We start from the raw sequence: 25394 nt of genomic DNA, 5'->3' as shown, positions 1-25394 counted from the left end.
TAATAATCGGCGGTCCCTGTGCGGTAGAGAGTCTCGAACAAATGGAAACCGTCGCCCGTCACCTCGCCCATGCACCAGTCCAAATGTTACGCGGTGGCGTTTTCAAACCCCGCACCTCCCCTTACTCGTTTCAAGGCATGGGTTCTGCGGGGTTAACTATTTTATCGGCAGTGCGTCAGCGCTATGGGATTCCCGTGGTGACGGAAGTGATGTCGATTAATCAAATTGAAAGCATTGTCGCCCACGCGGATTTGTTACAAGTGGGCAGTCGGAATATGCAAAATTTCGACTTGCTCAAAGCATTAGGGGAAGCGGGTAAACCTGTGTTGCTGAAGCGGGGACTGGCAGCGACCCTGGAAGAATTTGTGTTTGCCGCTGAATATATCCTCAGTCATGGGAATCCGGATGTGATTCTCTGTGAACGGGGGATCCGCAGTTTCGATTCGTTCACTCGCAATATACTGGATTTGGGGGCAGTGGTGGCCCTGAAACAGATTACCCATTTGCCAGTAATGGTGGATCCGTCTCATGCAGCGGGTAAGCGAGAATTGGTGGCGGGATTGGCAAAGGCGGCGGTGGCAGCGGGTGCCGATGGGTTGATTATTGAGTGTCACCCAGAACCGGAACAGTCGGTTTCCGATGCCAGACAGGCTCTTTCTCTTCCAGAGATGGTAGAGTTAGTGCAGAGTTTGGGTCCGGTGGCAGCAGCAGTCGGGCGTCGGGTGCGTGGGGTGGAACCTGTGCGGGAATTATCCGCAGCTTAAGCGGAGTGGGAGACTCGGATGGGTTGACTGTTGCCCGGGAAATTCAGAGTCTCCTACTTCTGAAAATGCCAATCAGGGGGAGCTTGCTGCATTGGATGAGTTGTGGATACAATACAGGCATCTGGTTGAGTCGATGGGCTGGACTGTCTTCACCCAAAAGGTTGATGATCCCGATAAGTTCGCGATCGCACAGATACCCCAACTGCTGGAACATTTCATCACCCCTTTGACACCGACAATCTGGCCGATTCTGAGAGAGTCAACAGTTTCTGTTGAGACGGCGATCGCCCCGATTTCGGCGAAGAAATAGTTGACCGGCGTTCAGAAATTAAAACGAGTCTCCATCCATCGGTGAGCTGATTCTTGTTCAGAATAGATCCACTGAAGAATCCACCCGCTCTATTTCTTGTTATACTGTAATCCAATTGCCAATTGGGAATCATTGATCTAGCCAGTGACAACTCCACGCACTGAACGGAATACCGTTACAGTGCGGGCTTCTTAAGAAATTAAGGAGCGTGTCAATAGTCTCAGTGGCTCGTTACGCTCTTGGTCGCTACGTTTGCTCAGAATATATAGGCACTTCAGTGTACAGGTTTGGTAAACCGTTTTCTAGCATTGAACACTGCGGTCAGTAATTAAACATACCTCTGGAGTTAAGGTCCAAGTGTTGCTGATAAAAACCTGGGCAAACATTGACGAAGAAAACCACTCCGTAAGGAGTTGAACTTTATTTAGTTCAAAGAAGAATTCCCTCATTATATTGACTTATAGTCGGTAGTGCTTTTCAAAACAATAAAGAGGGGGTTCGTCTCGTCATCCACACGCTCACGGCTCAATGCCCTGAGCGTGGGAGGTGGCAAGCGTGTGGAATCCTCATCTCACCGCGCCTTTCATCCCACAATATACCGCTTCGGTTAGTGTGGGGATTCCCGTCTGTCTAGCTAAAACCCACTTATGACTGAGATATTTGGAGACTTCATTGAGAATTTGCCCTCGGGAACGGAATATTTGATTTTGGGATTTTCTCCCGCTTCGATCCCCCTCAAACAGCGATGGCGAAACAATGGGTTATCGGCAGATTTTCTGGCAGACTATTTAGCCACATTTTTTCCCAGCAGTGATGAAACCGCTTCATATCCGGATAAAAAAGCTGAAATCCAATGTGCAGTCAGCTATATTGCCAATGAGCTACTAGAAAATGCTATGAAATTTAGTGTGGAGACTCAGGGATATCCGATTAGTATTCAACTCCACTTAAATTCTGAAAGAATTATTTTTGTAACGACGAATAGTATGAGTCCGGAGAAAATGGGGGAGTTTCAGGAATTTTTACAGGAGTTAACTACTGAGGACCCCCTAGAACTCTATATTAAGATAGTGGAAAACAATGCCCTGGAGGATGGCAGCAACAGATCAGGATTGGGTTTCCTGACGATGATCAACAACTATGGCGCCAAGATGGGGTGGAAATTTCAGGATATGAATGGGGAGCAAAAAGCGATCGCCGTAACCACAATGGTACAGCTTTTATTATAGACTCATTGATATTCCGCTCCTGATGACCCCTATCTGATTCTATGATTTGTCCGGTGGGACAATTGCTCTGGAGAGGGACACCCAGTGAGTGCCTCTGCTTACTGGGTGTCGGGCTAGTGTTGCCAATGAACTGAAGGGGTAATTATACTGAACACTATCCCGGCATTGTCCCGTACTATTAACTTAGTAAAGGATTCTGCGAGAATCGGTTAGAGTCGGTGAGTGCAGCAACTACAACTAGAGAAAAATGAGAGAGGAGAGCATCCAATCTGGGCAAACTATGGTTAGGATCGGCTAGTTGACCTTCTTACTCCTTATCCCTTGACCCGAGATCCCTTATTAACGACTGACTACTGATGATGGAAATTAAGACTGACGATTATCGCCTGTGGTATGAGAATGAAGCCTCAACCTTACACTGTCAGGGTTCCCTCCGGTTAAATGGTATGGATGAATATGACCCGATTATCCAACTACTCGAAAGTGCGATCGACCAAGAACCTGGGACGATGATCCTCAATCTCAAGGGCCTAGAATTTTTAAATAGCTCGGGGATCAATGTACTCTCGAAGTTTGTGATCAAGGTTCGGCAGAAAAAGAATGTGAATCTGATTGTGAAAGGGTCTAAAAATCTCTTGTGGCAGGGAAAATCATTGAAGAACTTACAGCGACTGATGCCGTCTTTAGAACTGGAATGGGAATAGGGAGAGATCCCGGGGAGTGGGTCTTTATAAGGGGCCTGACACCCCTTGCCATCCCGTAGGCGAGAGGGACTGCGGTAACAAGGGTAGCTCAAGGGTCAAATCGGCTGATTGTCCTCAGTTGAATCCCTAGCCCTCTTTCAAGTCTTCAAAACTACTTTAAAGTGACCTTAAACTGGAGCTTTACTGCTAGAACTTTTATAAGACTTGAACAAGGCGAGGACAACGGGGTAAAAGCGAAAAATGTCACGCGATCGCCAAATAGAAGAGATTAAGTCTATGTGGGAAGAGACAGTAACAAGAGAACAACTCCTTTTGGAGGTCCAGACCCTGCGCCGGGATGTGGAAATGCTTAAGCAGGAAAAAAATGACCTGGAAATCTTACTAGAGAATACCACGGAACACTGCGATAATATCGAAGCCGAGCTGTTAAAAGCCAAAGAAGTGGCAGAAGTGGCAAGCCGTGCTAAAAGCGAATTTTTAGCCAATATGAGCCATGAACTGCGAACCCCATTAAACGGCATTTTAGGCTATGCCCAACTGATGTTGGAAGAAGAAGACCTCACAGAACAACAACGACTTGACCTGACTAAAATTTATGAATGTGGCGAACATCTTATGACGTTAATCGCCGATATTCTGGATATTGCTAAAATCGAAGCTTGCCGATTAGAAATCGATGCCCAGGAATTTCATTTCCATCAGTTTATTAAGGGAATTTGCGATCTATTTGATATGCGTTCTAAACAAAAGGGGATCGAGTTTACTTATGAGCGGATTACCCCGCTACCGAGTGGAATTTACACGGATCAGAAACGATTGCGGCAAATTTTAATTAATTTATTGGGAAATGCTATTAAGTTTACTGATTCCGGTTGGGTTACCTTTAAAGTGGGTTATGCGGTCAATGGTCAGTGGTGCAATAGCGATCGCCTCCCGGGTGGCCCCTCCCTCTCCAGTAGCAACGGGATCACTGAGGAAATTAAAACAGAACCGCAGAACATCGGACATCTGACCCCCCGAAAAATTCGCTTTGAAATTCAAGATACAGGCATCGGCATTCCCGAGGAAATGATGAACGAAATTTTTCTCCCCTTCCATCAGGTTGGAGATAAAAGCCGGATGGCAGAAGGCACCGGACTGGGACTGGCGATTAGTAAAAAATTAGTGGAAATGATGGGAGGAGAACTCCATGTCATCAGTCGCATCGGCGAAGGGAGCCTCTTTTGGATGGAGTTGGAGTTGCAAGAACTTCCAGAATGGGCAGATCATAGCAACTCCTTACCCTTAAGAATCGAAAATTAACCCTCAAAACAACGAAAAAAAGGGGAAACCCGATTCCTTTTTTTTAGGCATTTTTTTACCCAAAAACGGCGGGACGACTGCTGGACAAAATGGAATGTAAATTAACTACCTGACCAATGACTGCGATCGCCGGGGCCTCAAATCCACTTTCTTCAACCCGTTGGACAATGGTTTCTAGGGTGCCAATCAGTTCTTCTTGATCGGGACGAGTCCCCCAGCGAATTAAGGCGATCGGGGTGTCTGGACTGAGCCCTGCACTGAGCAATTCTTGGGTAATATAGGGTAAATTATGCACTCCCATATAGACGGCGATGGTTTCTGAACCTTGGGCGATCGCCTGCCAATTCACCTGGGGTCGATATTTCCCCACGGTCTCATGTCCCGTAACAAATGTCACCGAAGAACTATATCCCCGATGAGTCAGGGGAATTCCCGCATAAGCAGGGGCCGCAATTCCCGAGGTTACCCCAGGCACCACCTCTACCGCCACCCCAGCGGCAATTAAATCCTCCATCTCTTCCCCACCGCGACCAAATACAAACGGATCCCCGCCTTTTAACCGCACCACAACGGCATGAATCTGCGCCTGTTCGATTAAAATTTGGGTCGTCTCATCTTGCTTTAATGAATGCCGTCCCCGGCGTTTTCCGGCATTAATTTGTTCAGCATGAGGATTAATCAGGGCAATAATTTGTGGACTGACTAACGCATCATGAATCACCACATCCGCACATTCTAAGAGGGTTTTGCCCTTAATTGTGAGCAAACCCGGGTCTCCCGGTCCTGCCCCGACTAAATACACTTTCCCTAATGTTCTTGCCTTTGGCCCGCTTGAGTTTGAAGATTTTGCTACCATATTGACTTAACTTTAATCCTTGACTTTAGTTGCTGTGAATCGGTCCGATTAACCTAGCTTTATTGCGTTAAAATGTATCAATAATATCGAGAAAAGATTTGGGTCATGGAATTCCAGACCGCTTTGTGATTTCTAGTTTAGGTTATTTGTAATCTGGATGACAATTGGTATCTTTGATTACCGGAATGGATTTTCAATGATAGGATTGCATTGAGTTTATCCGATTTTTGCATTTTTTTGAGGGGAACCACGGATTTCACTGATTTTCACGGAGTTGGAGGAGGGGAAGGGATGGATTTTGAGGCATTTTTTACTGTGCACTGCGATCTGCCTAGAATCGCACTTGTAAAGTCCTCAACCGATTCAGGGCCGCAGCGAGTTCCAGAGGACGAAACCGCACTAAATCCCCTTCCGGAAAGCGAGTTAATACATCTAATCCCTGCTGATCAATATCTGCCATTACCTGATCGAGAATTTCCCGTAGCGATCGCCTGCCATCCATGTAGCGGTCCTTCCCATACACCATTGCAGCAGCGATCGCCCGGAGTTGTCCTGGGTCCACAATTTGCTCAACGGCAGTTAAATCAATGTCTTCCATGCCAAAACGCACCTGATCCACATCTCGTACCTTTAGACGGACATCCCGTTTCCCGGAACTGGGATCGAGACTGTTTGGGATGGGGATGCGGTGGGCGATCGCCCCGAAATCCTCTCCGCCTTCCGATTGCCGACCCGTGGCATATTCGGCAGCGATTGCTTTGGCGCGATCGGTGACATCGTATGCGACAAAATTATCCATTGCTACGGCGCGATCGGCCACATCAAAATAATCGCCACTGCCGCCCATGACTAAAAGGGTAGAAACTCCCAGAGTGGTGAGGGATTTAATTTTATCAATAAAGGGTGTAATCGGTTCCTTTTCTTTAGCAATTAATGCTTGCATCCGGCGATCGCGAATCATGAAATTAGTCGCTGCTGTATCTTCATCTACCAGTAACACTGTTGTTCCGGCCTCTAATGCTTCCATAATATTAGCAGCTTGTGAGGTACTGCCACTGGCATTGGCGGTGGAAAACTGTTGGGTAGAACGACCTTGGGGTAAATGATTGATAAAGGGTGAAATATCAACTCCGACAACACTGCGACCATCTTCTGCCCGGATTTTCATCGCCCCGGGGTCGGTGATGACGAATTCCCGTCCATCGCCGGGAATGTGATTATAAACCCCTAATTCGATCGCCCGAAGTAAGGTAGATTTGCCATGATAACCGCCTCCAACAATGAGGGTAATTCCGGTGGGAATTCCCATGCCAATAATTTGGCCGCGATTGGGACAGTGAAATTCCACCTGTAATGACTTAGGAGAGACAAAGGGAATTGCTTCCGTGGCAGTTAATGGGCGATCGTCTACCCCACTGCGTCGGGGTAAAATGGCACCATTGGCAATAAAGGCGATTAAATTCTGTTCTTTGAGGCGATCGCGCAACCAGTCGGCATCCTCAATGGTTTCTACCTGGTTGCGAATTTTCGACTCATTCAGATTGCGGTAAAAGAGCGCCTTTTCCACAATTCGGGGAATATCATCGCAAAGCATTTCCCCGGCCAGATGCCCCAAAATCCGCCGTCCTTGGGCCGGAAGTCCTACGGTAAAGCGAATTTCCACCCAATCTGAATTGATGGAAGCACAACTGCGTTCCAGGACCTCTTGGGTCACTCGGGCGATCGCAATTTGACCACTTTTCCCCGTCCCTCGTCGGGTCGAAACCTGCCTTGCCGCCTGAGAAAACTCCCGAGTTAGATAATCCCCCAGGGCAATATTTCGACTGGTACAGTAGTCATACAATTCCCCAGGAAAACCCGCCACGGATTGAGGCACTCGTACAGAAAGTTTACTCGGTGACGCAAACGGGTCTCCCTGAACATAATCGATAGAAAGCGTAAAATCCGGGAATTCGTAGCGTCCCTGGATATCTTTATACGCCTTATAACTTCGACCCTCTAATTGATTTAACTGCTGCCGTAACTGTTGATATTGCATGAAAAGCCCCGATAAAAATAATGCCGGATTAGAGGACTGAATTTGGGCAAATCCTGGTTTCAGTAACTCTTTTTAGGATTATCCCACAGGACTTACGCATATTTTGAAAACCCACCCTAAATGTAGAGGCGATTCGCTTTATTGTTTATAGATTTAGGGGTGATGCGTAAGTCCTATCCCACAAGATAATCGCGAAAATAATCAAAAGGGCGCAAGTTATGCGCCCCCAATTATTCAAAAATTTATGATTCCTAATATCCTCAAAAACGTTGAATTGAGTTGACCCTATCCTGATTTGAGAAAAACTGACCGCTTCCCACCTCAGTCTGATAATGATGGGAGTATAATTGACAAAATCCGGTGGATTAGGCCACCTCTTGATGACCGATCGCCCGGTCAATGAAACGCTTCCCCACCGCGATCGCCACCTCGGGAGTGGGATAGGGTTTCGGATCGCTGAGGACCTCGGTTTCCGAGGCAAGGCACAAGGGACGGTATCCATCAGTTCCGGGAAAGACCAAAATGGTCCAATCCCGATAGTTCACCTGATGGGGTTTTGCCGTTTGCAAGTCCCGATTGGGGTTCATGATTGCCCTTCCTTTTTAATAAACCGTCTTAACATACAGGACATTATCGAGAGATTCCGTCACCGAGTAAACAACCGGACCCCTGGAGTCCCAGGCAGAAAACCCAGGAATGCCAGTTTAAGGGTCCTTTCACCCGAGGAATTTCCGGCCTCTGACTATTGGCAACAGGTCTTTCCAAGGAACAGGTGGCAGAGGTGACGGGGGATTGTCAAAATTGGATCCCGGAAGTGGCCCGTCGTTATAATAATGAATCAAGGCAGCACCAGACTGGGCGATCGCCGCTATGAAAATCCTGGCGCCGAGTTGCTGTGCTGCCCTGCCACTTTCCCCCCTATCACCACCTACTGTGAAAACTCATGTCTGCAAATTCTTCTGGACAATATACGCCGGTCCCTTGGCATACATTCGACATCGATACCACCCTGGAAAAACTCCAGGTTGATCCCGCGACGGGTTTAAGCGCGGAGGAGGTATTGGAACGCTTGCAGCAGTATGGCCCTAATGAACTGACCGAAACAGCCGGTCGCAGTCCCTGGATTATCCTCCTGGATCAGTTCAAGAACATTATGTTATTGATGCTGATTGCGGTGGCCTTTATTTCAGGGTTTTTGTCCATTCAGCAGGAAGAGTTTCCCAAAGATGCCCTGGCGATTATGCTAATCGTGATTCTGAATGGGGTCTTGGGCTATCTTCAGGAAGCGAAGGCCGAAAAAGCTCTCGCTGCGTTGAAAAGTTTGGCCTCTCCCCTGGTTCGAGTTCTGCGTTCTGGCAAACTGCTGGAAGTCGCTGCAACGGATGTGGTCCCGGGAGATATGATGTTTTTGGAAGCGGGGGTGCAGGTGGCGGCAGATGCCAGACTCCTAGAAGAGTCTAATCTGCAAGTCCGCGAGTCCGCCTTGACTGGAGAGGCGCAGGCGGTGGAAAAGGATGAGTCAATTAATCTGCCGGAGAATACATCCCTGGGCGATCGCCTGAATTTGGTCTTTTGTGGCACAGAAGTGGTCAAGGGACGGGCCAAGGCGATCGTGATTGGCACCGGAATGCACACGGAACTGGGCAAAATTGCTACCTTGATTCAGGGGGTGGAAAGTGAAGATACTCCCCTGCAACAACGGATGACTCAACTGGGAAATGTGTTGGTCACCGGGTCCTTAATTCTCGTGGCGATCGTGGTCATTGGTGGCACTCTGGTTCAGGGAATGTCAGAATTTAATCATCTGTTAGAAATTTCCCTGAGTATGGCAGTGGCGATCGTGCCCGAGGGATTACCGGCAGTGATTACGGTGACTCTGGCCCTGGGGACGCAACGGATGGTTAAGCGTCACGCCTTAATTCGTAAACTGCCTGCGGTGGAAACCCTGGGGAGTGTAACGACAATTTGCTCGGATAAAACCGGCACGTTAACTCAAAATAAAATGGTGGTTCAAGGGGTGGAAACTCCCAGTCACAGCTTGACGGTGACGGGAGAAGGATATCAACCCACGGGAGATTTTTTAGGTGCAAATGGGCCGAAAATCGGGGTGGGTAATTTAGGGGAGTATCCCGAACTGGAAACCCTGTTGCTGAGTTGTGTGCAGTGCAATGATGCGGTGTTGCAGTATGAGAATAATGACTGGTCGATTGTGGGGGACCCGACGGAAGGGGCGTTACTGGTCCTGGCGGGAAAGTTGGAATTCACGGGCGATCGCCTCTCTCCCCAACTGCCTCGGATCAGTGAGTTCCCCTTCTCCTCAGAACGCAAACGGATGAGTGTGATTTGTCAAGTCTCCAATCCTGAATTCGAGGTGATTAGTCAGGACTCGACGCCATTTGTGATGTTGACCAAAGGTTCTCCAGAATTAACCTTAGACTGTTGTACCCAAATTCTCATCGACAACCAGATTCAACCCCTTTCTGCGGCACAACGGCAGCAGGTTTTAGACCGGAATAATGATTTAGCTGCTAGGGGGTTGCGCGTTCTGGGATTTGCTTATAAACCGTTAATGGAAGAACCGCCAGAGGGTTCGGAAGACCAGACGGAACGGGAGTTAGTCTGGTTGGGAATGGTGGGAATGTTAGATGCACCCAGACCCGAAGTGCGTGAGGCGGTGGTGAAATGTCGCCGGGCGGGGATTCGACCGATTATGATTACGGGGGATCATCAACTCACGGCGATCGCCATTGCCCAGGATTTGGGAATTGCTCAAGAGGGCGATCGGGTTCTCATCGGTCAAGAGTTGGAAGAAATGCCTCAAGAGGAGTTAGAACGTGAGGTAGATCACGTCAGTGTATATGCCCGGGTCTCTCCAGAACATAAGCTCAGAATCGTCCAAGCGTTGCAAAAACGGGGTAAATTTGTCGCCATGACCGGGGATGGGGTAAACGATGCACCGGCCCTCAAACAAGCCGATATCGGTATTGCAATGGGGATTACCGGCACTGATGTGAGTAAAGAGGCCAGCGATATGGTCCTTCTGGATGATAATTTTGCCACCATTGTCGCCGCCACCGAAGAAGGTCGAGTAGTTTATACAAATATTCGCCGGTTTATTAAATACATTCTTGGGTCTAATATTGGGGAACTGCTCACAATCGCCGCTGCACCCCTGTTGGGATTACCCGGTGTTCCCCTCACGCCGTTACAAATTCTCTGGATGAATCTGGTTACCGATGGATTTCCCGCTTTAGCATTGGCAGTCGAACCCCCAGAACCGGATGTGATGAATCGTCCCCCTTTTAGTCCTCGGGAGAATATTTTTGCTCGGGGGTTGGGGTTGTATATGGTGCGAATTGGGATTGTTTTTGCGATTATTTCCATTACCTTAATGATGTGGGCCTATTCCTACACTCACGAAGTTCTAGGGGAGGGCCTGTCTCCGGACCGTTGGAAAACGATGGTTTTCACGACCTTGTGTATTGCTCAAATGGGTCATGCGATCGCTGTTCGGTCCAATACTCAGTTGACAATTCAGTTAAATCCGTTCTCGAATCCGTTTGTATTTGGGGCGGTGATTATCACCACGATTCTCCAGCTTATGTTAATTTATGTCGCCCCGTTACGGGCCTTTTTTGGAACCCATTGGTTGACGCCGACTGAATTAGCAATTTGTTTAGGATTTAGTTCGTTGTTGTTTATTTGGGTGGAGATGGAAAAGGTCTTTTTTCGGGTGTTTTTTCGGGGAAAAAAGCAGGTTAGTTTAGAGGAGAAAGTATAGATATAGCGGTTCTCTGTTGGATGCGGTACACCAGTAGGGGCGCAAGCATTGCGCCCCTACTATTGAATATTCTGTACCTCACGCCCATGAGAACCGCTCTATAGCAATCCTAAATGATTTGTAAATACAGATAGCGAGCAAGATGCTCACACTACCAAGGGTTTAACCTTGAATCCTTGACACGACACTACGAACATAAGAGAACGACTGAAGTCGTTACTACGAACTGGAGAATTTTTATTGAGATTAGGGGTTAATTTTATTTTAATAAGCTGGATTTAATTATGTTTATCAATCAACTGCATTTGAGACAGTTTAGGAATTATAGAGAACAGGAAATTGAATTAAATGCCCCGAAGACTATTTTAGTGGGAGATAATGCTCAGGGAAAAACCAATGTTTTGGAAGCATTGGGGTTCCTTTCGACCTTGAAGAGTTCTCGGGTCTCTCGCGATCGCGATCTAGTTCGGGAGGGAGAACCCCAGGGACAAATTACCGGCATTGTGTCTCGGGAATATCGGTCAGTTAAATTGGGAGTGGTCTTGCGTCGCAGTGGACGGCGATCGGTATCTGTGGATGAAGAAATCTGTCGTCGGAATGTGGATTTTTTGGGTTTGTTAAATGTTGTTCAGTTTTCTAGTCTGGATTTGGAGTTAGTCCGGTCCGGTCCTGAAATCCGGCGCAATTGGTTAGATGGATTATTAGTCCAGCTTGAGCCAATTTATGCTCATATTTTACAGCAATATAATAAAGTTTTAAAACAAAGAAATGCTTTATTGAAAGAGATAAGAAGTGCGGAGGCCCGAGGAGAAAAATCCTATCTAGGTCCGGAACATCAGGCTCAATTGGGGTTGTGGGATGCCCAATTAGCAACGATTGGAGTGCGGGTGATGCAACGGCGATCGCGGGCATTAGAACGATTGGTTCCCATTGCAGAAACTTGGCACGCTGCCATTAGTGGGCGAGTGGAATCTTTGTGCATTCATTATGCCCCGAATGTGGAAAGAATGCAAGATAAAGGGTTGCGGGATAATCCACAACAGGCAATGCAGGCATTTTTAGAAAAACTCCAATCCCGGGCGATCGCAGAATCGTTTCAAGGCACAACTCTCGTGGGTCCTCACCGCGACGATATTGAGTTGACTCTCAACGAACTACCCGTGAAACAATTTGCATCCCAAGGACAACAACGCACCCTAGTTTTAGCCTTAAAATTGGCGGAACTGAAACTGATTGAAGAGATAGTTGGAGAACCCCCAGTTTTACTCCTAGATGATGTTCTCGCCGAGTTAGACCCAAAGCGGCAAAATCAACTGCTTGAAGCCATTCAAGACCGATTCCAAACGGTGATTGCGACGACTCATTTAGGCGGATTTGAACATGATTGGATCAATTCTGCCCAAATTCTCACGGTGAAAGCGGGGGAAATTTTTCCCTCACCCTAAATCCCTCTCCCAAGATGGGAGAGGGACTTTGATGAGATGGTGGAGGTTTTTCTGCCAATCCCCTCCCCGTTGAGGGCCTTCTTAGACTATGCTCTATAAACATAATCGGGTAATCACCCTCTCTTTGTGCAAGGGGAATGAATTCGTGCTATCTCAATGCAAAAAATCCAAATCAAAACTCGCTCAACTCGGTCAAAAACCTGCTAATTCAGTTAATTTCCCTGATTTTATCCCGTCCCCACCCCCTCGGCATCCCCTAGATGTAGTTTATGAACAGTTTAGTAAACCCCAACTCACCTTAATTTTAAAAAAAGACGAACCCTCGATTTATGTCCGTCATACCGAGGGACAAATTGTCCAAGGCAACTATCAAGTTGAACAGGTATTTGAAGATAAAATCACGGGATTTTATGCCGAGGGTCGAGTTCCTTTATCGGGAAATGCACCGCCGGTATTAGTGATTCGGGGATATGGGTCTTGGTATCCGTTTGATGGGGTTCTTCAAGATACTCCAGAGGTATTTATTGCTCACCTAGATTGGCAGTCGAAAGCGGCAGAAACTCAAGGGGCGATCGCTTGGATTACAGAAAAATGTCAACAGGGCGATCGCCCGGACGTGATTGGCGAAAGTCTCGGCGGCAAAATCGCTCAACAACTGGGGGTTAAATACCGCGATCGCATTCATTCCGTTGTCACCTTCAATCCATTAGGAGTTGCCCGAAAGTTAGCCCAATCTAGCCCTCATCCGTCGGTGTTTCATTACTTTACCCTCGGGGAACGCTACGCATTTTGGGCCAATCAAGGGGAATTCATTCCCGGGACAATTTTGCAAATCTCTAAACGGGGAACTCGGTCCTGGAAATACCGCCTAACCGAATGGTTGATTCAGCGGACTCCCTCCCCACTGGAACATTTTAAAAGTCGCCATTGTTTAGGTCGAATCATCGAAATCCTTGAGCGTCTGATTGTCCAATTAATTCTCGTTTATCGTCATAATGGGTTAATTTTTACCCATCGCAATCCCGTAGTTCGGGTTGTGGATTTAAAAGAGTTGCTCCCCTGAGCTAAAATAAACCTATCCCCTAAAGCGTGGGGTTACTCTAACCCAGTCTACCTTGGCGGGGTTAGATGAACATTTCACTAAAAATAATTATTATGTCAATCATTGTTGCCGAACATCTCAGTAAAGTTTATCCCGTTGCCATCAAAGAACCGGGACTAAAAGGGACTCTGAATCACTTTTTTCACCGGACCTATCGGAATATCGAAGCGGTGAAGGATGTTTCATTTCAAATTGAACCCGGGGAAATGGTGGGATTTTTAGGACCTAATGGGGCCGGAAAAACCACAACTTTAAAAATGCTAACCGGGCTAATTCATCCCTCTAGTGGGCGGGTAGAAGTGGCGGGTCATATTCCTTTTCAACGGAAAGAAGCATTTCTGAAAAAAATTACCTTAGTCATGGGACAAAAGCAACAGTTACTCTGGGATTTACCCGCCTTAGATTCGTTACGAATTAATGGGGTGGTGTATGGGATTCCCGAGAAAGAATGTCGGGAACGGATTGGGCAATTAACGGAAATGCTTTCTTTGCAAGGAAAGCTGAATCAACCTGTGCGAAAACTGTCCCTCGGGGAACGGATGAAAGCGGAATTGATGGCGGCATTGCTGCACAATCCTGATGTTCTATTTTTGGATGAACCGACTCTGGGATTAGATGTGAATGGACAAGCATCAGTCCGAGAGTTTTTACGAGAATACAATCAGCGTACAGGGGCGACGATTTTGTTAACCAGTCATTACATGGGAGATATTACCGCCCTGTGCGATCGCGTGATTTTAATTTATGCGGGTCAACTGATTTATGATGGTAGTTTGAATGGGTTAGTGGAGCGATTTGCTCCCTATCGGGAGGTGCAGTTAGAGTTAACGCAGCTAGTTTCTGACCCAGAAAAATTGCGGCAACAAATCTCGCAGTATGGCGAAGTCGAAGAAATTGCAGGTCAGTCGGTGCGATTACTGGTGCGTCGGGATACCCTAACCGCTACCGTGGGTCAGATTTTAATGGATTTTGAAATATTAGATTTGACGGTGACTGAACCCCCGATTGAAGAAGTGATTGGACGAGTCTTTACCGCTGGGGCGATCGTCTAAACCCTTTCCCTATATCCATACCCTAATCCATTAAACCCTAAAATTAATGAGACGTTTTTTAAGAATTGCTCCCACCTTATTCTCCGTTCATTATGCGTATATGCTGGAATACCGCGCCGAAATTGTGTTATGGGCGTTGTCGGGTTGTTTGCCTTTTATTTTAATGGGACTCTGGTTAGAAGCCTCTCAATCGGGAGATTTTGCCTTGAAAACCGTGGAGTTTGCTCGGTATTTTTTAGCGGCATTTATTGTCCGCCAATTCAATGTAGTTTGGGTGGTTTGGGAGTTTGAAAAAGAAATTGTGGAAGGAAAACTCTCCATGCGGTTATTACAACCGTTGGACCCGGTGTGGCATCATGTGGCCTCTCATCTGGCTGAACGTGGTGCTCGCCTTCCCTTTATTGGCGGCTTAATTTTACTCTTTTTCGCTTTATATCCCGATGCGTTTTGGCTGCCCGATTTAGGACGTTTTTTGCTGTGGATTGGGGTAGTTATGCTGGGATTTATCCTGCGATTTTTGATTCAATATACCTTTGCACTTCTGTGTTTTTGGATAGAACGGGCGAATGCGATCGAGCAATTTTGGTTTTTATTTTATCTGTTTTTCTCCGGTATGGTTGCTCCGTTAGAGGTGTTCCCGAAATCAGTGCGCCAAGTGGTTTTATGGACACCGTTTCCCTATATGATTCACTTTCCAGCCGCGTTATTGGTGGGATTACCTGTTAATGTTCTCCCCAGTCTTGCCATCATGTTGGGTTGGGTGGCAATCTTTTGGATCATCAATCGCTGGTTGTGGCGTCGTGGATTGCGCCAATATTCCGGGATGGGGGCTTGATTTGAATCAAATCATGGATTTCAAATTTAAGGCGGTTTCGTTGAGTTTTTGAATCCCGGTTTTGATGTGAGTCATACTCGTTGCGGTTTCTGCTGCTTCATAGGTGAGAGCGTTCATTGCCGTCATCACCTGTTCGATCGCCAGGGATTGTTGTTGTGCGGTGAGGGCGATTTGCTGGGTATGTTCCACAATTTGTTCCATGCCACCGGCAATATCGGTAAACACTTCTGCGGTATTTTGAGCGATTTTTACCCCAGTTGCTACATTGGTTTGTCCCTCGTGAGCAGCGAGGGCCATTGAATTAACCGCCCGTTCAATATCTTTAACTACGGTAGAAATATTCTGGGTAGATTGTTTACTGCGATCGGCCAGTTTTCTAATTTCCGAGGCAACCACTCCAAACCCTTTCCCCTGCTCTCCGGCGCGAACCGCTTCCACTGCTGCATTCAGCGCCAACATATTAGTTTCTGTAGCTAAATTGCTGACTAAATTGGAGATGGTGTTAATTTTATTCGTCTGCTCATTTAAGCTGAAACTACGAGAGGCGATCGCCTCTACCTTTTCTTTCAAAGTTTCCATTTCTTCAAAGGTTTTGGAAACCGCTTTGCTCCCTTGTTCCACTCGAATTAAGGCGTGTTTTCCACCAATAGCGGCATTTTGCGCTTGTCGAGCCGATTCTGCGGAAGCGGCATTAATCCGATCAATCGCCACGGTTGTTTCTTGCACCGATGCCGACTGCTGCACCGTCATTCGTTCTTGCTGTTCAATGGTTGCCAAAAGTTCTATGGAAAAGGAGGAAACCACCTCGGTAATGTCTCGAATAGACCCGAGCAAATTCTTTAAAATCATACTCCCGAGTTGAAGGACAATCACCAAGGAAATCCCAGTAATCAGAATTGCTACAGTAGTGAGGGTATTAATCGGGGCAAAAACCACATCTTTCGGCGCAACATAAACCAGAACAAAACCATTTTTTTTACCTTTACTAATATTCGTAATAATTGGATTATAGCTAATAATCCAATCGGTTTCTTTTGGCAAAAATCCAGGCTGAAAAGACAATAATTGTTGGCTAATTTTTTCGGGATAGTCCTGGAATACGGTCTCTTTTTTATTCAAATCAAATCCCCATTCTTTGCTTTCATCTCCGTGATAAATATAGTAACCCTCTTCATTGATTATAAAAGCTTGCTGAGAGTTTTCACCCGCTTTTTCATCCACCATTTCTAAAAAAGAATCGGCCAATACATTAGCAATCATGATTCCCTTTTTTTCTCCCGCTGCACTATAAATCGGGGTGCTGTAGCGAATCACTGGGATATAAGGAACTTCTATTTGTCCATTTTCCTGGTTTAAATTAACCTGAGAAACAAAAATTTCTCCGGAACTTAATTTCATGGTTTCGGTAAAATAGTCATTGTTTTGCTTATTTTGAAGTTGTGAATCAGGTATGGTTTGAATCGTTCCATCTTTGAAGTCCACGCGGACCAACTCATTGCCATTTTCATCCAAATAGCGGAGTTGATAATAATAGGGTTTGGACTTCAGGAAAGAAGAAAAAATGATTTCTAATTGATTTTTCGATTCTTGATTGGAGGACTTGTCTTGAGGGTCGATTCCTTGATTGGATCTAGCTCTCACCATCCCTTGAACCGGAGGGGTTTGACTGAGGTACAAGACATCAGCTTTAATATTTTTTAGAAAAGAACTAATTTTTGATTCACTATCTATCCCTTGACGCGCCATTTGATTATAGAGTAACTCCGTTACAACCTTCCGGTAGGACAGGGTACTATATCCTCCGACGATCGCCGCCGGAATTAAGGTACTCAAGAAAAGTAAAATCAAGAGCTTATTTTGAAATTTGCTGAATAGTTGAGTAATCATGTGAGTCTCCACATCTACCGTAAGGCACTAAATTATTCTGTAGGCGGTTTCAATTTCCAAACACCAATTAATGACATAAGTCAAGCACTGTCAAGCTGAATAAATAGAGAATTCTCTATAATTCTGTCACTTTTATTCTTCGAGACTAGGGTGGTTAACCCCTAAAGTTGACCTGTGTGGGTTGAGTTACCTGAGTTATTTTTTATTTTATACTAAAATTTACCCCACAGACATCCGCTATTTTGCTGAACTTTAGCCACTGCCTATCATGGGTTTAACCGGGTGTTCAAGCTCAGAAACATAATTTATAAATTTATCATAAAATTACCAATTTGTCAAGAACAAAGTGATCTGAGTAGAGCAACCCAGAGTCAGCAGAGAGCGTACCGTTTGAAGTCCCAGACAAGGTGGAGAGCGAAACAGGTTCTGACCCCGCTAAAAAATTGCTGTGCGGGTTTATAAAGGCTGAATATCGAGAGGGAAAGTCACCGTAAAGGTAGAACCCACATTCACTTCTGAAAACACCTGGATATTGCCTTGCAATAACTTAATCAAACGAGACACGATCGCCAGTCCCAATCCCGTACTATTGGGAAGAAACGTATGATCGCCACTCACCACCTGAAAATACGGGGTAAAAATCTCCGCTTGGTCTTTTTCATCAATCCCCACTCCAGTATCACTAATGACAATTTTCCATTCCTGTTCAGAAATAATTCGGCACTCAATTCTGACCGTTCCTTCGTGGGTATAGCAAACTGCATTACTGAGCAAATTAGTCACCACTTGCTGTAACCGTAACGGGTCCGTAACGATTATCTCAGGAGCTTGGTCACAATCCACCTCCAGGTTAAGTTGTTTCTCTCGGGCCGTTGTTTCCACCATTTCCACCGTTTTATAAATTAAATTTTTAACCGAGGTTTCCCTGAGATGTAACGGCATCTTTCCCGCTTCATAACGAGAAATTTCTAACGAATTATTAATTAATTGCAGTAACTGTCTTCCGTTGCGAAGTACCCTTTCAATATGCTCCATATTAGGCAGGGAATTCGCTACTTCAGAAGATTGCTTTCGCTGTTGGCGCAGAAATAGCTCCGAGTAGCCAATAATCGAATTCAATGGTGTTTTCAATTCGTGGGCAAGGTCGGCAAAATTTTCTTTATTCGCCCGGACTAATCGCGTCAGTTCTTGATTAGTGAAATTGAGTTGAGTTTGCAACTCTTGTAACTCTCGCAATCTTTCTTCTGTATAACTCCGAAAACAGTGTACAATGACGTCATCCATTGCTTTATCAATCAGGCGGATGACCCGAATAATTTCCTGTGGTTTGGCTCGTTCTAGTTCCTCCTCGATCGCCAAAATCATCATTTCTCGGACTAACCCATATTCTCGGGCAATTTCTTGAGGTGCGTAGCCTTGTTGTGATCTAAGATAGCCATGTTTCCAAGCCGACAATAACAGATTTGTTTCCTCACCTTTTTTGAGAGGATCAAGCCGAGAAGCGATCGCCTCAATGATGTTCGGTAGGGTATCGCGAATCTCTGGATAGGGGAGTGTATTCGCTGTGCTAATGTTTTCATCCTCGCGAACCAATAGAGTCCACTGTTCGACAATCGTTTCTTTTTTCTCTCGTAATAATTTTGTAAACTCATTCATGGATTTTTTTATTCCCTCAATTTGTGATATAATTATTTTTTTAGTTTACCTTAAAATCAAGAAAAATTGACCTCGATTATCCAATCAAGCTCCCTGAACTATTCGTGATTTCCTAAATGGCCGATCGCTACGCTACCCTAATAACAACACTGACTAATTTTGACCTGTCCCCATTGCTCCTTTCAAATCCCTACTTGAAATGAAACGATATTTGTCCACACTCGCCCTATTTTGGAAAACTGCGATCGCCGCTGAACTGGAATATCGCGTAAACTTTGCGATCGCCGCCTTCAGCAGCCTTGGAAACCTCGCCGGAAGTTGGTTTGCCCTCTCCCTATTTTACAGCACTGACTACATTTTCGCAGGATGGCAATGGGAAGAAGCCCTAGTGGTTTTGGGGGTGTTTACCATTCTCCAAGGCTTTTCCTCCACCTTACTCGCCCCTAATCTAAATACCATTGTCAAACAAGTGCAGGAAGGCACTCTCGATTTTGTGCTACTTAAACCCATCAGTTCCCAATTTTGGCTATCGGGACGGACGATTTCCCTTTGGGGACTACCGGATATTATTTCAGGCTTACTCCTGATTTTTTATGCAGGTAGCCAATTGAATTTAGACCCGGTTAACTACCTTGTCAGTTTAATTCCCCTACTCTTTGGGGCCATCAGTCTTTATAGCCTTTGGTTTATGTTAGGTGCGCTGAGTATTTGGTTTGTGAAGATATATAATGTAACCCAAGTTCTTAAAGGATTACTCGAAGCAGGTCGATTTCCAATGGTTGCCTATCCCACTGCTTATCGCTTTTTCTTCACCTTCATTGTCCCCGTCGCCTTTCTCACTACTGTACCCGCAGAGTCGGTTTTGGGACGGGTCGAATGGAATTGGATTGCGGGTTCCGCACTTTTGGCGATCGCCCTCTTCTTCGCTTCGATGGCATTTTGGCGGTTTGCCCTCCGTTTTTATACCAGCGCCTCCAGTTAGCAGCAAAAGGGGTAGTCCTGTCATGGGGGTAAATTTAATGACGAAAAAGAGTGATGGAATGTAGGGGTTTGGAAACCAAACCCTCTGACCGGATGTAGGGGTTTGGAAACCAAACCCTCTTAACCCTAGCCCTATCAAGGTGATAAATTTGATGACAAAAAATCGTTATTTCACATAGAGGGCCTGCGCATTGCACCCCTATAAATACACTTTGACAGGGCTAGTGCTTAACCCTGATTATCTCCCACATTCTCGGTAATAGGTTGGGCTTGAATGCGGTGAATATCCCATTGCCATTCCACATTTTTAGCATCAAATATCAGTAATCCTTAAATAAGGCATGATTCCCATACAATGCACAGGCATCTTGCGTGAGAGGGTCGAGGAGTCGGACCAAGGTGGACCAGGTTTTGCCATAGAGGGAATGAGCGTGTACTGCCGCGATGACATCGGGACGCGCTTTGTGAATTTGGGAATGAATGGCAAATCCAGCGGCATTGATCGGGCGATCGCCTGACAAAATTTCACCCTGATGGTTGACTAATACCAAGTCCGAGACGCGAATATGACCGAAATACAGTCCGAAGGGATTGACCCAGAATCGGTCACTATAGCGGTTCGGTGGACTCATTCGCGTACAGATATTTAGAGGAGTGCGTTCGCGTAGCGTGTGCTAACGCACACGCTACGCGAACGCACTCCCAAGATGTACGCGAATAACGGTGGTCACCGCTATACTACGAACTGGAGAGAGGGGATTTTGCTGTGATTTGAGTGTTAATGAAGTTTAATTGGGCGTAAAGCATTGCCATTTTGGGGACGGGGATGTTTTTGGCGATCGCCGATTGAAGAGGATTGCCAACAATGGACTCTACTTCTATGGATCGGTGCTGGTCATAATCCAATTTCATGCTGGTGATATAGGGCTTCATATTGGCGGTATGGTCTAGCATTTTTTGAATAAAACTTTCGGGAATTTCCCGATTATAGGCAGCGGCAACGGCCACGACTTCGCGCATTAACTGTTCGGATAAAAGGCTCGTGTATTCATTTCCCATAATCTCATCAGTTCGGGCATTGAGAACCACTGACAACCCATTATAAGGAATATTCCAAACCAATTTTTTCCACCGGGCGAGGAGTAAATCTTCTGCAAATTGGATGGGAATTCCGGCAATTTCAAAATCTCCGGCAATGTCTCGCAGAGTAGCAGTGATTCCCAAGGGTTGATAATCCGGTGCATATTCCCCTATGGTAATCGTGCCATAATCAAGATGGTGAATATGGCCCTCTGCAACTTTATTAGAGCAAATAAAACATAATCCGCCCAGAATGTGAGTTTTACCGACAATCGGGGCGATCGCCTCTTCATTACCCAGACCATTTTGTAACATTAACACCGCCCCGGATTCTTTCAGAACCGGCGGCAGTAAACTGGTCAGTAAAGAATTACGGGTGGTTTTTAGGGCAACAATGACCACATCACAAGCAGGCATTTGGTGGACATCGTTATAAACATTCAGGGAGTCGAGGGTAAAGTTCCCCCAAACCGAATCTACCCTTAATCCGCGCTGCCGCACCAACTCATAATCGCGATGCAGCAAAAAATGCACCTCACACCCCGCCTGCTGGAGTTTCGCGCCATAAAATCCGCCAATCGCCCCAGTACCAATAATGGCATAACTACGATTCGTCCCAGACTGCAACTCTGTACCCATTCTGCCACTGCTTTAAACTCGCTACTGTATCGATTTTAACCGGGAAATGGCATCAACGACATAGCAAATTTCCATCTATAGCAATAGGAAATGATTTATGACATCTGTCTTCTCCCCTCTCCCCCTTTGGGAGAGGGGTTGGGGGTGAGGGCATTCCACAACTGATAAAGGATCGGATATATATATCCGATCCTTTATCAGTTGTGGAATCAGACCAAGGGACCCAACCGACGGCGGCCCAAAACGTCCGGCAGGAAGCAGCCGTCAAGGGCATAAATCATTTCCTATTGCTATAGATTATGATCAAGAGAGTTTACTAAACTTAATAATAGAGACTGTGACCACACAACAGCTTAGACTACCGACTGCGATCGCCAAGGAAACCTGGATTTGGAACGGGCATAAAATTCAGTATGCCGTCCAAGGGGTCGGTCGTCCCCTCCTCCTAATTCATGGATTCGGGGCCTCCATCGGCCATTGGCGCAAGAACATTCCCGCCCTTGCTGAAGGCGGATATCGGGTGTTTGCCCTCGATTTGCTAGGGTTTGGCGGTTCAGATAAAGCCCCCCTGAATTACACCCTGGAACTGTGGGAAGAACTGATTACGGATTTCTGGACGGAACATATCCAGGAACCGACCGTATTTATCGGCAATTCCATTGGTGCATTGTTGAGTCTGATGCTGGTTGCCAATCACCCCGAAAAATCAGCAGGGGGTGTTTTAATCAATTGTGCCGGGGGGTTAAATCATCGCCCCGAAGAACTGAATCCGCCATTGCGCTTGGTGATGGGGACGTTTAGCAAATTAGTGAATTCCCCCACGGTGGGAACGTTTCTGTTTAACCGAATTCGCCAGAAACACCGGATTCGCAATACCTTGCGCCAAGTATATCGCAACCGGGAGGCGATTACCGATGAGTTGGTCGATTTGCTATACGAACCTTCCTGTGATGTGGGGGCGCAGAAAGTGTTTGCCTCGATTTTGACCGCACCTCCAGGAACACCTCCCTCGGAGATTTTACCGAATGTTACCCATCCGTTATTGGTACTTTGGGGGGAAGATGACCCTTGGACACCGATCGCCGTCAGTCGGATTTTCCAACAGTCTCACCCGGACCGGGCCATTACCTTTAAGTCGATTCCCAATACCGGCCACTGTCCCCATGATGAACGTCCAGAGGTGGTAAATCCCCTGATTTTAGACTGGTTAGAAACCAGTTGGTCAGGGAACTCCAACGCCTAACATTTTCCCTCCCATTCATCGCGTTGAGGACACGGAACTGCCGTGTCCCTCCGGTGACCATAGAGGAACGTTTTCTCCATTTTTCTCACATTTCATCGAAATTTATTTGTCATCAGTGAACTAATCTGTGTCTTACCACTATATTTTGTTCCACAAACCCTATAATGTTCTCTGCCAATTTAGCGATCGCGATGGCAAGAATGCAGGCATTCAACGCCCTACCTTAAAAGATTACATTGATATCCCGGATATTTATGCCGTCGGTCGCCTAGATTTAGACAGTGAGGGACTGTTATTGTTAACCAATCACGGTGCCATCCAACATCGCCTCTGTTCCCCTAAATATGCCCATCCCCGGACCTATTGGGTACAGGTTGAACGTATCCCCGACGAACAGGCGATCGACTGCCTCCGCAACGGAGTCCAGATTCAGGATTATCGCACCCAACCCGCAACGGTGCAACTCTTACCCACCGAACCCGAACTCCCCCCCCGAGATCCGCCGGTGCGCTTTCGCAAAACCGTCCCCACCGCCTGGTTAGAAATCACTCTCACGGAAGGGAAAAATCGCCAAGTCCGACGCATGACTGCATCCGTCGGGTTTCCTACCCTACGCCTGGTGCGATCGCGCATCGGCAACCTCTCCCTAGCCGGGTTACAACCGGGACAATGGCGAGATTTGACTCCCGAGGAGGTTAAATCTCTGTTGAAACAGTTGCGATCGTAAGGGAGATAGGGAGGATCAGGAATTTTGTAGTAACGACTTCAGTCGTTTCCTCCCTATCTCCTACAATAAAAACAGCCCCTAGCAATGTCCAACCATGAATTATTTTCCCGACTTTAGCACGAACGGCTATAAAATTATCCGAGAACTCGGCCATAATCGCGCTGGGGGTCGGGTGACTTATTTGGCACTGAATCAACAGCGACAAGAATCGGTAGCGATTAAACAATTCCAATTTGCCACCAGTGGTTCCGACTGGTCCGCTTATCGGGCGGTGGAACGGGAAATTGAGGTGTTGCAACAGTTAAATCATCCGGGGATTCCCAAATATTTGGATTCGTTTGAGACTGCCGATGGGTTTTGTATGGTGCAGGAGTATAAAGATGCTCAATCCCTGGCGGTGACGCGCAGTTTTGAGGCGGATGAGGTCAAGAAACTGGCGATCGCCGCTTTAAATATCTTAGTTTATCTGCAAACTCGGACCCCGTTGGTGATTCATCGGGATATTAAACCGGAAAATATCCTCGTCAGCGATCGCCTCACTTTATATCTCGTTGATTTTGGCTTTGCTAAACTCGGTTCGGAAGATGTGGCGATGAGTAGTATGGTCAAAGGGACAATGGGATTTATGCCACCAGAACAACTGCTGAATCGCCAACTGTCTGCTGCTTCGGACCTTTACGGATTGGGTGCTACGCTGATTTGTTTACTCACGGGAACTCGATCAGTTGCGATCGCCGAGTTGGTAGATGAAGACTATCACATCCAATTTAAACATTTAACCCCTAAAGTGAGTTGGCGCTGGATTGAATGGTTAGAAACAATGGTCCAACCCAATCCGGGCAGTCGCTTCCCCGATGCAGCAACCGCCTTGGCGGCATTGGAACCAATTTATGTCGTCCGCACACCAGAAGTTCATCTCAGCAAAACTCACATAAGTGCAACTGCTTCAACCCTCGGAGAACAAATTACTCACATTCTCTCGATTAAAAACCCTGTTCTCGACACCCGACTCCAAGGAAAATGGCAGGTTGTCCCCCATCCCCAGGACCCGCCTCATAGTCCCGATGCTCATGCTTGGATTTCCTTTTCTCCTGCTGAGTTTAAAAAGAATCGTTTGGATGCTCAAATTATTATTGATACCCGTCATTTACGCGCCAATCAAACCTATCAAAGAGAACTTTTATTAGAACATAATGGAATACCTAATCCGCTTAGAATCCCCCTAAAAATCACCACCGCTCCCATCCCAATTTCGATTGAAAAATTACCCTACAGTTCATTAGGATTGTTATTTTTAGCCGCCGGTGCCGGAGGAATGTTAGCCCTGCATTCGATCGCCACCCCGATTGCGATCGCCCTGAGTGGATTTCTAGCTTGGGCGGGTCTTTCTAAACTCGCTGGAAAGCAGGGATTTGTGGTGAAATTCCTGCTCACTTCCGTGGCAACGACCCTAATCGCGGCGATCGCCGGATTTACCCTAGGAATGGCTGCCGGGGCCAGTCTAATCGGGTCCTGGGCCACCGCTGGAACCTTAGCAGCCACAGCAGTTACCGGGGTTGCCTTAATCTGGGCCGCCTCCGGGATTACTCAGGAATTTGGACTGCAAATAGCAACTACCCTTTCTCTGCTAACTGCCGCCTCTGGCATCAGTTGCGGCATTGCTTTACAATTAGGATTCTGGACACCGTTACTGATTGCTGCTGCTGCAATCACCGGCGTTCCCGTAATTGGAGTAATGGTCTGGCTTCCCATCAAGCGATCGC

22 protein-coding genes are annotated in these 25394 nt (G+C 46.6%); 15 read left to right on the top strand and 7 right to left on the bottom strand.

Annotated features, from left to right (window positions below; translation table 11 throughout):
* The 5 genes from aroF to J0895_RS07030 form a co-directional block, all read left to right on the top strand.
* Positions 1-764 (top strand): 3-deoxy-7-phosphoheptulonate synthase (gene aroF / locus J0895_RS07050; protein WP_207087399.1); only part of this gene is annotated, 764 nt, incomplete at its 5' end.
* Between the two features lie 133 nt (positions 765-897).
* Positions 898-1074 (top strand): hypothetical protein, encoded by a 177-nt coding sequence (locus J0895_RS07045; RefSeq protein WP_207087398.1) that lies wholly within the window; start codon positions 898-900, stop codon positions 1072-1074.
* A gap of 647 nt (positions 1075-1721) precedes the next feature.
* On the top strand, positions 1722-2303 hold the full coding sequence (locus J0895_RS07040; RefSeq protein ID WP_207087397.1) for a slr1658 family protein: 582 nt from the start codon (positions 1722-1724) through the stop codon (positions 2301-2303).
* A gap of 359 nt (positions 2304-2662) precedes the next feature.
* Complete coding sequence (locus J0895_RS07035; protein ID WP_207087401.1) at positions 2663-3007, top strand: slr1659 superfamily regulator; 345 nt, start codon at positions 2663-2665, stop codon at positions 3005-3007.
* Positions 3008-3247: 240 nt separating this feature from the next.
* The gene (locus J0895_RS07030) at positions 3248-4309 is read left to right on the top strand and encodes a sensor histidine kinase (protein ID WP_207087396.1); all 1062 of its coding nucleotides are present in this window, start codon (positions 3248-3250) and stop codon (positions 4307-4309) included.
* A gap of 55 nt (positions 4310-4364) precedes the next feature.
* On the opposite strand, the gene cobA is transcribed toward J0895_RS07030, so the two are convergent.
* The 3 genes from cobA to J0895_RS07015 form a co-directional block, all read right to left on the bottom strand.
* On the bottom strand, positions 4365-5165 hold the full coding sequence (cobA, locus tag J0895_RS07025) for a uroporphyrinogen-III C-methyltransferase (RefSeq protein ID WP_207087395.1): 801 nt from the start codon (positions 5163-5165) through the stop codon (positions 4365-4367).
* A 331-nt stretch (positions 5166-5496) separates the two neighbouring features.
* Positions 5497-7203 carry an ABC-ATPase domain-containing protein gene (locus J0895_RS07020; RefSeq protein WP_207087394.1) on the bottom strand — a complete coding sequence of 569 codons (1707 nt, stop codon included), beginning with the start codon at positions 7201-7203 and terminating at the stop codon, positions 5497-5499.
* Between the two features lie 365 nt (positions 7204-7568).
* Positions 7569-7790: a hypothetical protein gene (locus J0895_RS07015; RefSeq protein WP_207087393.1), complete on the bottom strand. Its 222-nt coding sequence runs from the start codon at positions 7788-7790 to the stop codon at positions 7569-7571.
* Positions 7791-7948: 158 nt separating this feature from the next.
* Between J0895_RS07015 and J0895_RS26290 the strand changes: the two genes are divergently transcribed.
* From J0895_RS26290 to J0895_RS06990, 6 genes are all read left to right on the top strand, one after another.
* Positions 7949-8077 carry a hypothetical protein gene (locus tag J0895_RS26290; protein ID WP_277989794.1) on the top strand — a complete coding sequence of 43 codons (129 nt, stop codon included), beginning with the start codon at positions 7949-7951 and terminating at the stop codon, positions 8075-8077.
* Positions 8078-8146: 69 nt separating this feature from the next.
* Complete coding sequence (locus J0895_RS07010; protein ID WP_207087391.1) at positions 8147-10984, top strand: cation-translocating P-type ATPase; 2838 nt, start codon at positions 8147-8149, stop codon at positions 10982-10984.
* 284 nt (positions 10985-11268) lie between these two features.
* Positions 11269-12429, top strand: coding sequence for a DNA replication/repair protein RecF (gene recF / locus J0895_RS07005; RefSeq protein ID WP_207087390.1), 1161 nt, complete (start codon positions 11269-11271; stop codon positions 12427-12429).
* A gap of 88 nt (positions 12430-12517) precedes the next feature.
* Positions 12518-13492, top strand: coding sequence for an alpha/beta fold hydrolase (locus tag J0895_RS07000; protein WP_242541117.1), 975 nt, complete (start codon positions 12518-12520; stop codon positions 13490-13492).
* Between the two features lie 92 nt (positions 13493-13584).
* Positions 13585-14583, top strand: coding sequence for an ABC transporter ATP-binding protein (locus J0895_RS06995; RefSeq protein ID WP_207087389.1), 999 nt, complete (start codon positions 13585-13587; stop codon positions 14581-14583).
* A 46-nt stretch (positions 14584-14629) separates the two neighbouring features.
* Entirely contained in the window at positions 14630-15418 is a 789-nt protein-coding gene (locus J0895_RS06990) for an ABC transporter permease (RefSeq protein WP_207087388.1), read from the top strand.
* A gap of 6 nt (positions 15419-15424) precedes the next feature.
* Here the strand turns inward: J0895_RS06990 and J0895_RS06985 are convergent, their stop codons facing one another.
* Positions 15425-17266: a methyl-accepting chemotaxis protein gene (locus J0895_RS06985; RefSeq protein ID WP_207087387.1), complete on the bottom strand. Its 1842-nt coding sequence runs from the start codon at positions 17264-17266 to the stop codon at positions 15425-15427.
* Between the two features lie 495 nt (positions 17267-17761).
* On the bottom strand, positions 17762-18961 hold the full coding sequence (locus J0895_RS06980; protein ID WP_207087386.1) for a sensor histidine kinase: 1200 nt from the start codon (positions 18959-18961) through the stop codon (positions 17762-17764).
* A 199-nt stretch (positions 18962-19160) separates the two neighbouring features.
* On the opposite strand from J0895_RS06980, the gene J0895_RS06975 reads away from it, so the two are divergent.
* Entirely contained in the window at positions 19161-19943 is a 783-nt protein-coding gene (locus J0895_RS06975; protein WP_207087385.1) for an ABC transporter permease, read from the top strand.
* Between the two features lie 319 nt (positions 19944-20262).
* Here the strand turns inward: J0895_RS06975 and J0895_RS06970 are convergent, their stop codons facing one another.
* Positions 20263-20574 (bottom strand): class II aldolase/adducin family protein, encoded by a 312-nt coding sequence (locus J0895_RS06970; protein WP_340643473.1) that lies wholly within the window; start codon positions 20572-20574, stop codon positions 20263-20265.
* A gap of 106 nt (positions 20575-20680) precedes the next feature.
* On the bottom strand, positions 20681-21661 hold the full coding sequence (locus J0895_RS06965) for a putative 2-dehydropantoate 2-reductase (RefSeq protein WP_207087384.1): 981 nt from the start codon (positions 21659-21661) through the stop codon (positions 20681-20683).
* 337 nt (positions 21662-21998) lie between these two features.
* Here J0895_RS06965 and J0895_RS06960 point away from each other — a divergent pair, with 337 nt between their 5' ends.
* The 3 genes from J0895_RS06960 to J0895_RS06950 form a co-directional block, all read left to right on the top strand.
* On the top strand, positions 21999-22904 hold the full coding sequence (locus tag J0895_RS06960) for an alpha/beta fold hydrolase (protein ID WP_207087383.1): 906 nt from the start codon (positions 21999-22001) through the stop codon (positions 22902-22904).
* A gap of 127 nt (positions 22905-23031) precedes the next feature.
* A complete protein-coding gene (locus tag J0895_RS06955) occupies positions 23032-23631 on the top strand; it encodes a pseudouridine synthase (protein WP_207087382.1) in 600 nt (199 codons plus the stop codon).
* Positions 23632-23725: 94 nt separating this feature from the next.
* Positions 23726-25394, top strand: a 1669-nt coding sequence (locus J0895_RS06950) for a serine/threonine protein kinase (protein ID WP_207087381.1), incomplete at its 3' end; no start/stop codon positions are given.

It is taken from the genome of Phormidium pseudopriestleyi FRX01, from assembly GCF_017313335.1.
GTDB lineage: Bacteria > Cyanobacteriota > Cyanobacteriia > Cyanobacteriales > Laspinemataceae > Laspinema > Laspinema pseudopriestleyi.
Note: the sequence above shows the minus strand (reverse complement) of the source record. Positions and strands in the feature narration are given on the sequence as shown.

Excerpts from the sequence above, each read along its gene's own strand:
- J0895_RS07045 (WP_207087398.1), top strand. The coding sequence starts at position 898 with ATGGGCTGGACTGTCTTCACCCAAAAGGTTGATGATCCCGATAAGTTC.
- J0895_RS07040 (WP_207087397.1), top strand. The coding sequence starts at position 1,722 with ATGACTGAGATATTTGGAGACTTCATTGAGAATTTGCCCTCGGGAACG.
- J0895_RS07035 (WP_207087401.1), top strand. The coding sequence starts at position 2,663 with ATGGAAATTAAGACTGACGATTATCGCCTGTGGTATGAGAATGAAGCC.
- J0895_RS07030 (WP_207087396.1), top strand. The coding sequence starts at position 3,248 with ATGTCACGCGATCGCCAAATAGAAGAGATTAAGTCTATGTGGGAAGAG.
- cobA (WP_207087395.1), bottom strand. The coding sequence starts at position 5,165 with ATGGTAGCAAAATCTTCAAACTCAAGCGGGCCAAAGGCAAGAACATTA.
- J0895_RS07020 (WP_207087394.1), bottom strand. The coding sequence starts at position 7,203 with ATGCAATATCAACAGTTACGGCAGCAGTTAAATCAATTAGAGGGTCGA.
- J0895_RS07015 (WP_207087393.1), bottom strand. The coding sequence starts at position 7,790 with ATGAACCCCAATCGGGACTTGCAAACGGCAAAACCCCATCAGGTGAAC.
- J0895_RS07010 (WP_207087391.1), top strand. The coding sequence starts at position 8,147 with ATGTCTGCAAATTCTTCTGGACAATATACGCCGGTCCCTTGGCATACA.
- recF (WP_207087390.1), top strand. The coding sequence starts at position 11,269 with ATGTTTATCAATCAACTGCATTTGAGACAGTTTAGGAATTATAGAGAA.
- J0895_RS07000 (WP_242541117.1), top strand. The coding sequence starts at position 12,518 with ATGCTCTATAAACATAATCGGGTAATCACCCTCTCTTTGTGCAAGGGG.
- J0895_RS06995 (WP_207087389.1), top strand. The coding sequence starts at position 13,585 with ATGTCAATCATTGTTGCCGAACATCTCAGTAAAGTTTATCCCGTTGCC.
- J0895_RS06990 (WP_207087388.1), top strand. The coding sequence starts at position 14,630 with ATGAGACGTTTTTTAAGAATTGCTCCCACCTTATTCTCCGTTCATTAT.
- J0895_RS06980 (WP_207087386.1), bottom strand. The coding sequence starts at position 18,961 with ATGAATGAGTTTACAAAATTATTACGAGAGAAAAAAGAAACGATTGTC.
- J0895_RS06975 (WP_207087385.1), top strand. The coding sequence starts at position 19,161 with ATGAAACGATATTTGTCCACACTCGCCCTATTTTGGAAAACTGCGATC.
- J0895_RS06970 (WP_340643473.1), bottom strand. The coding sequence starts at position 20,574 with ATGAGTCCACCGAACCGCTATAGTGACCGATTCTGGGTCAATCCCTTC.
- J0895_RS06965 (WP_207087384.1), bottom strand. The coding sequence starts at position 21,661 with ATGGGTACAGAGTTGCAGTCTGGGACGAATCGTAGTTATGCCATTATT.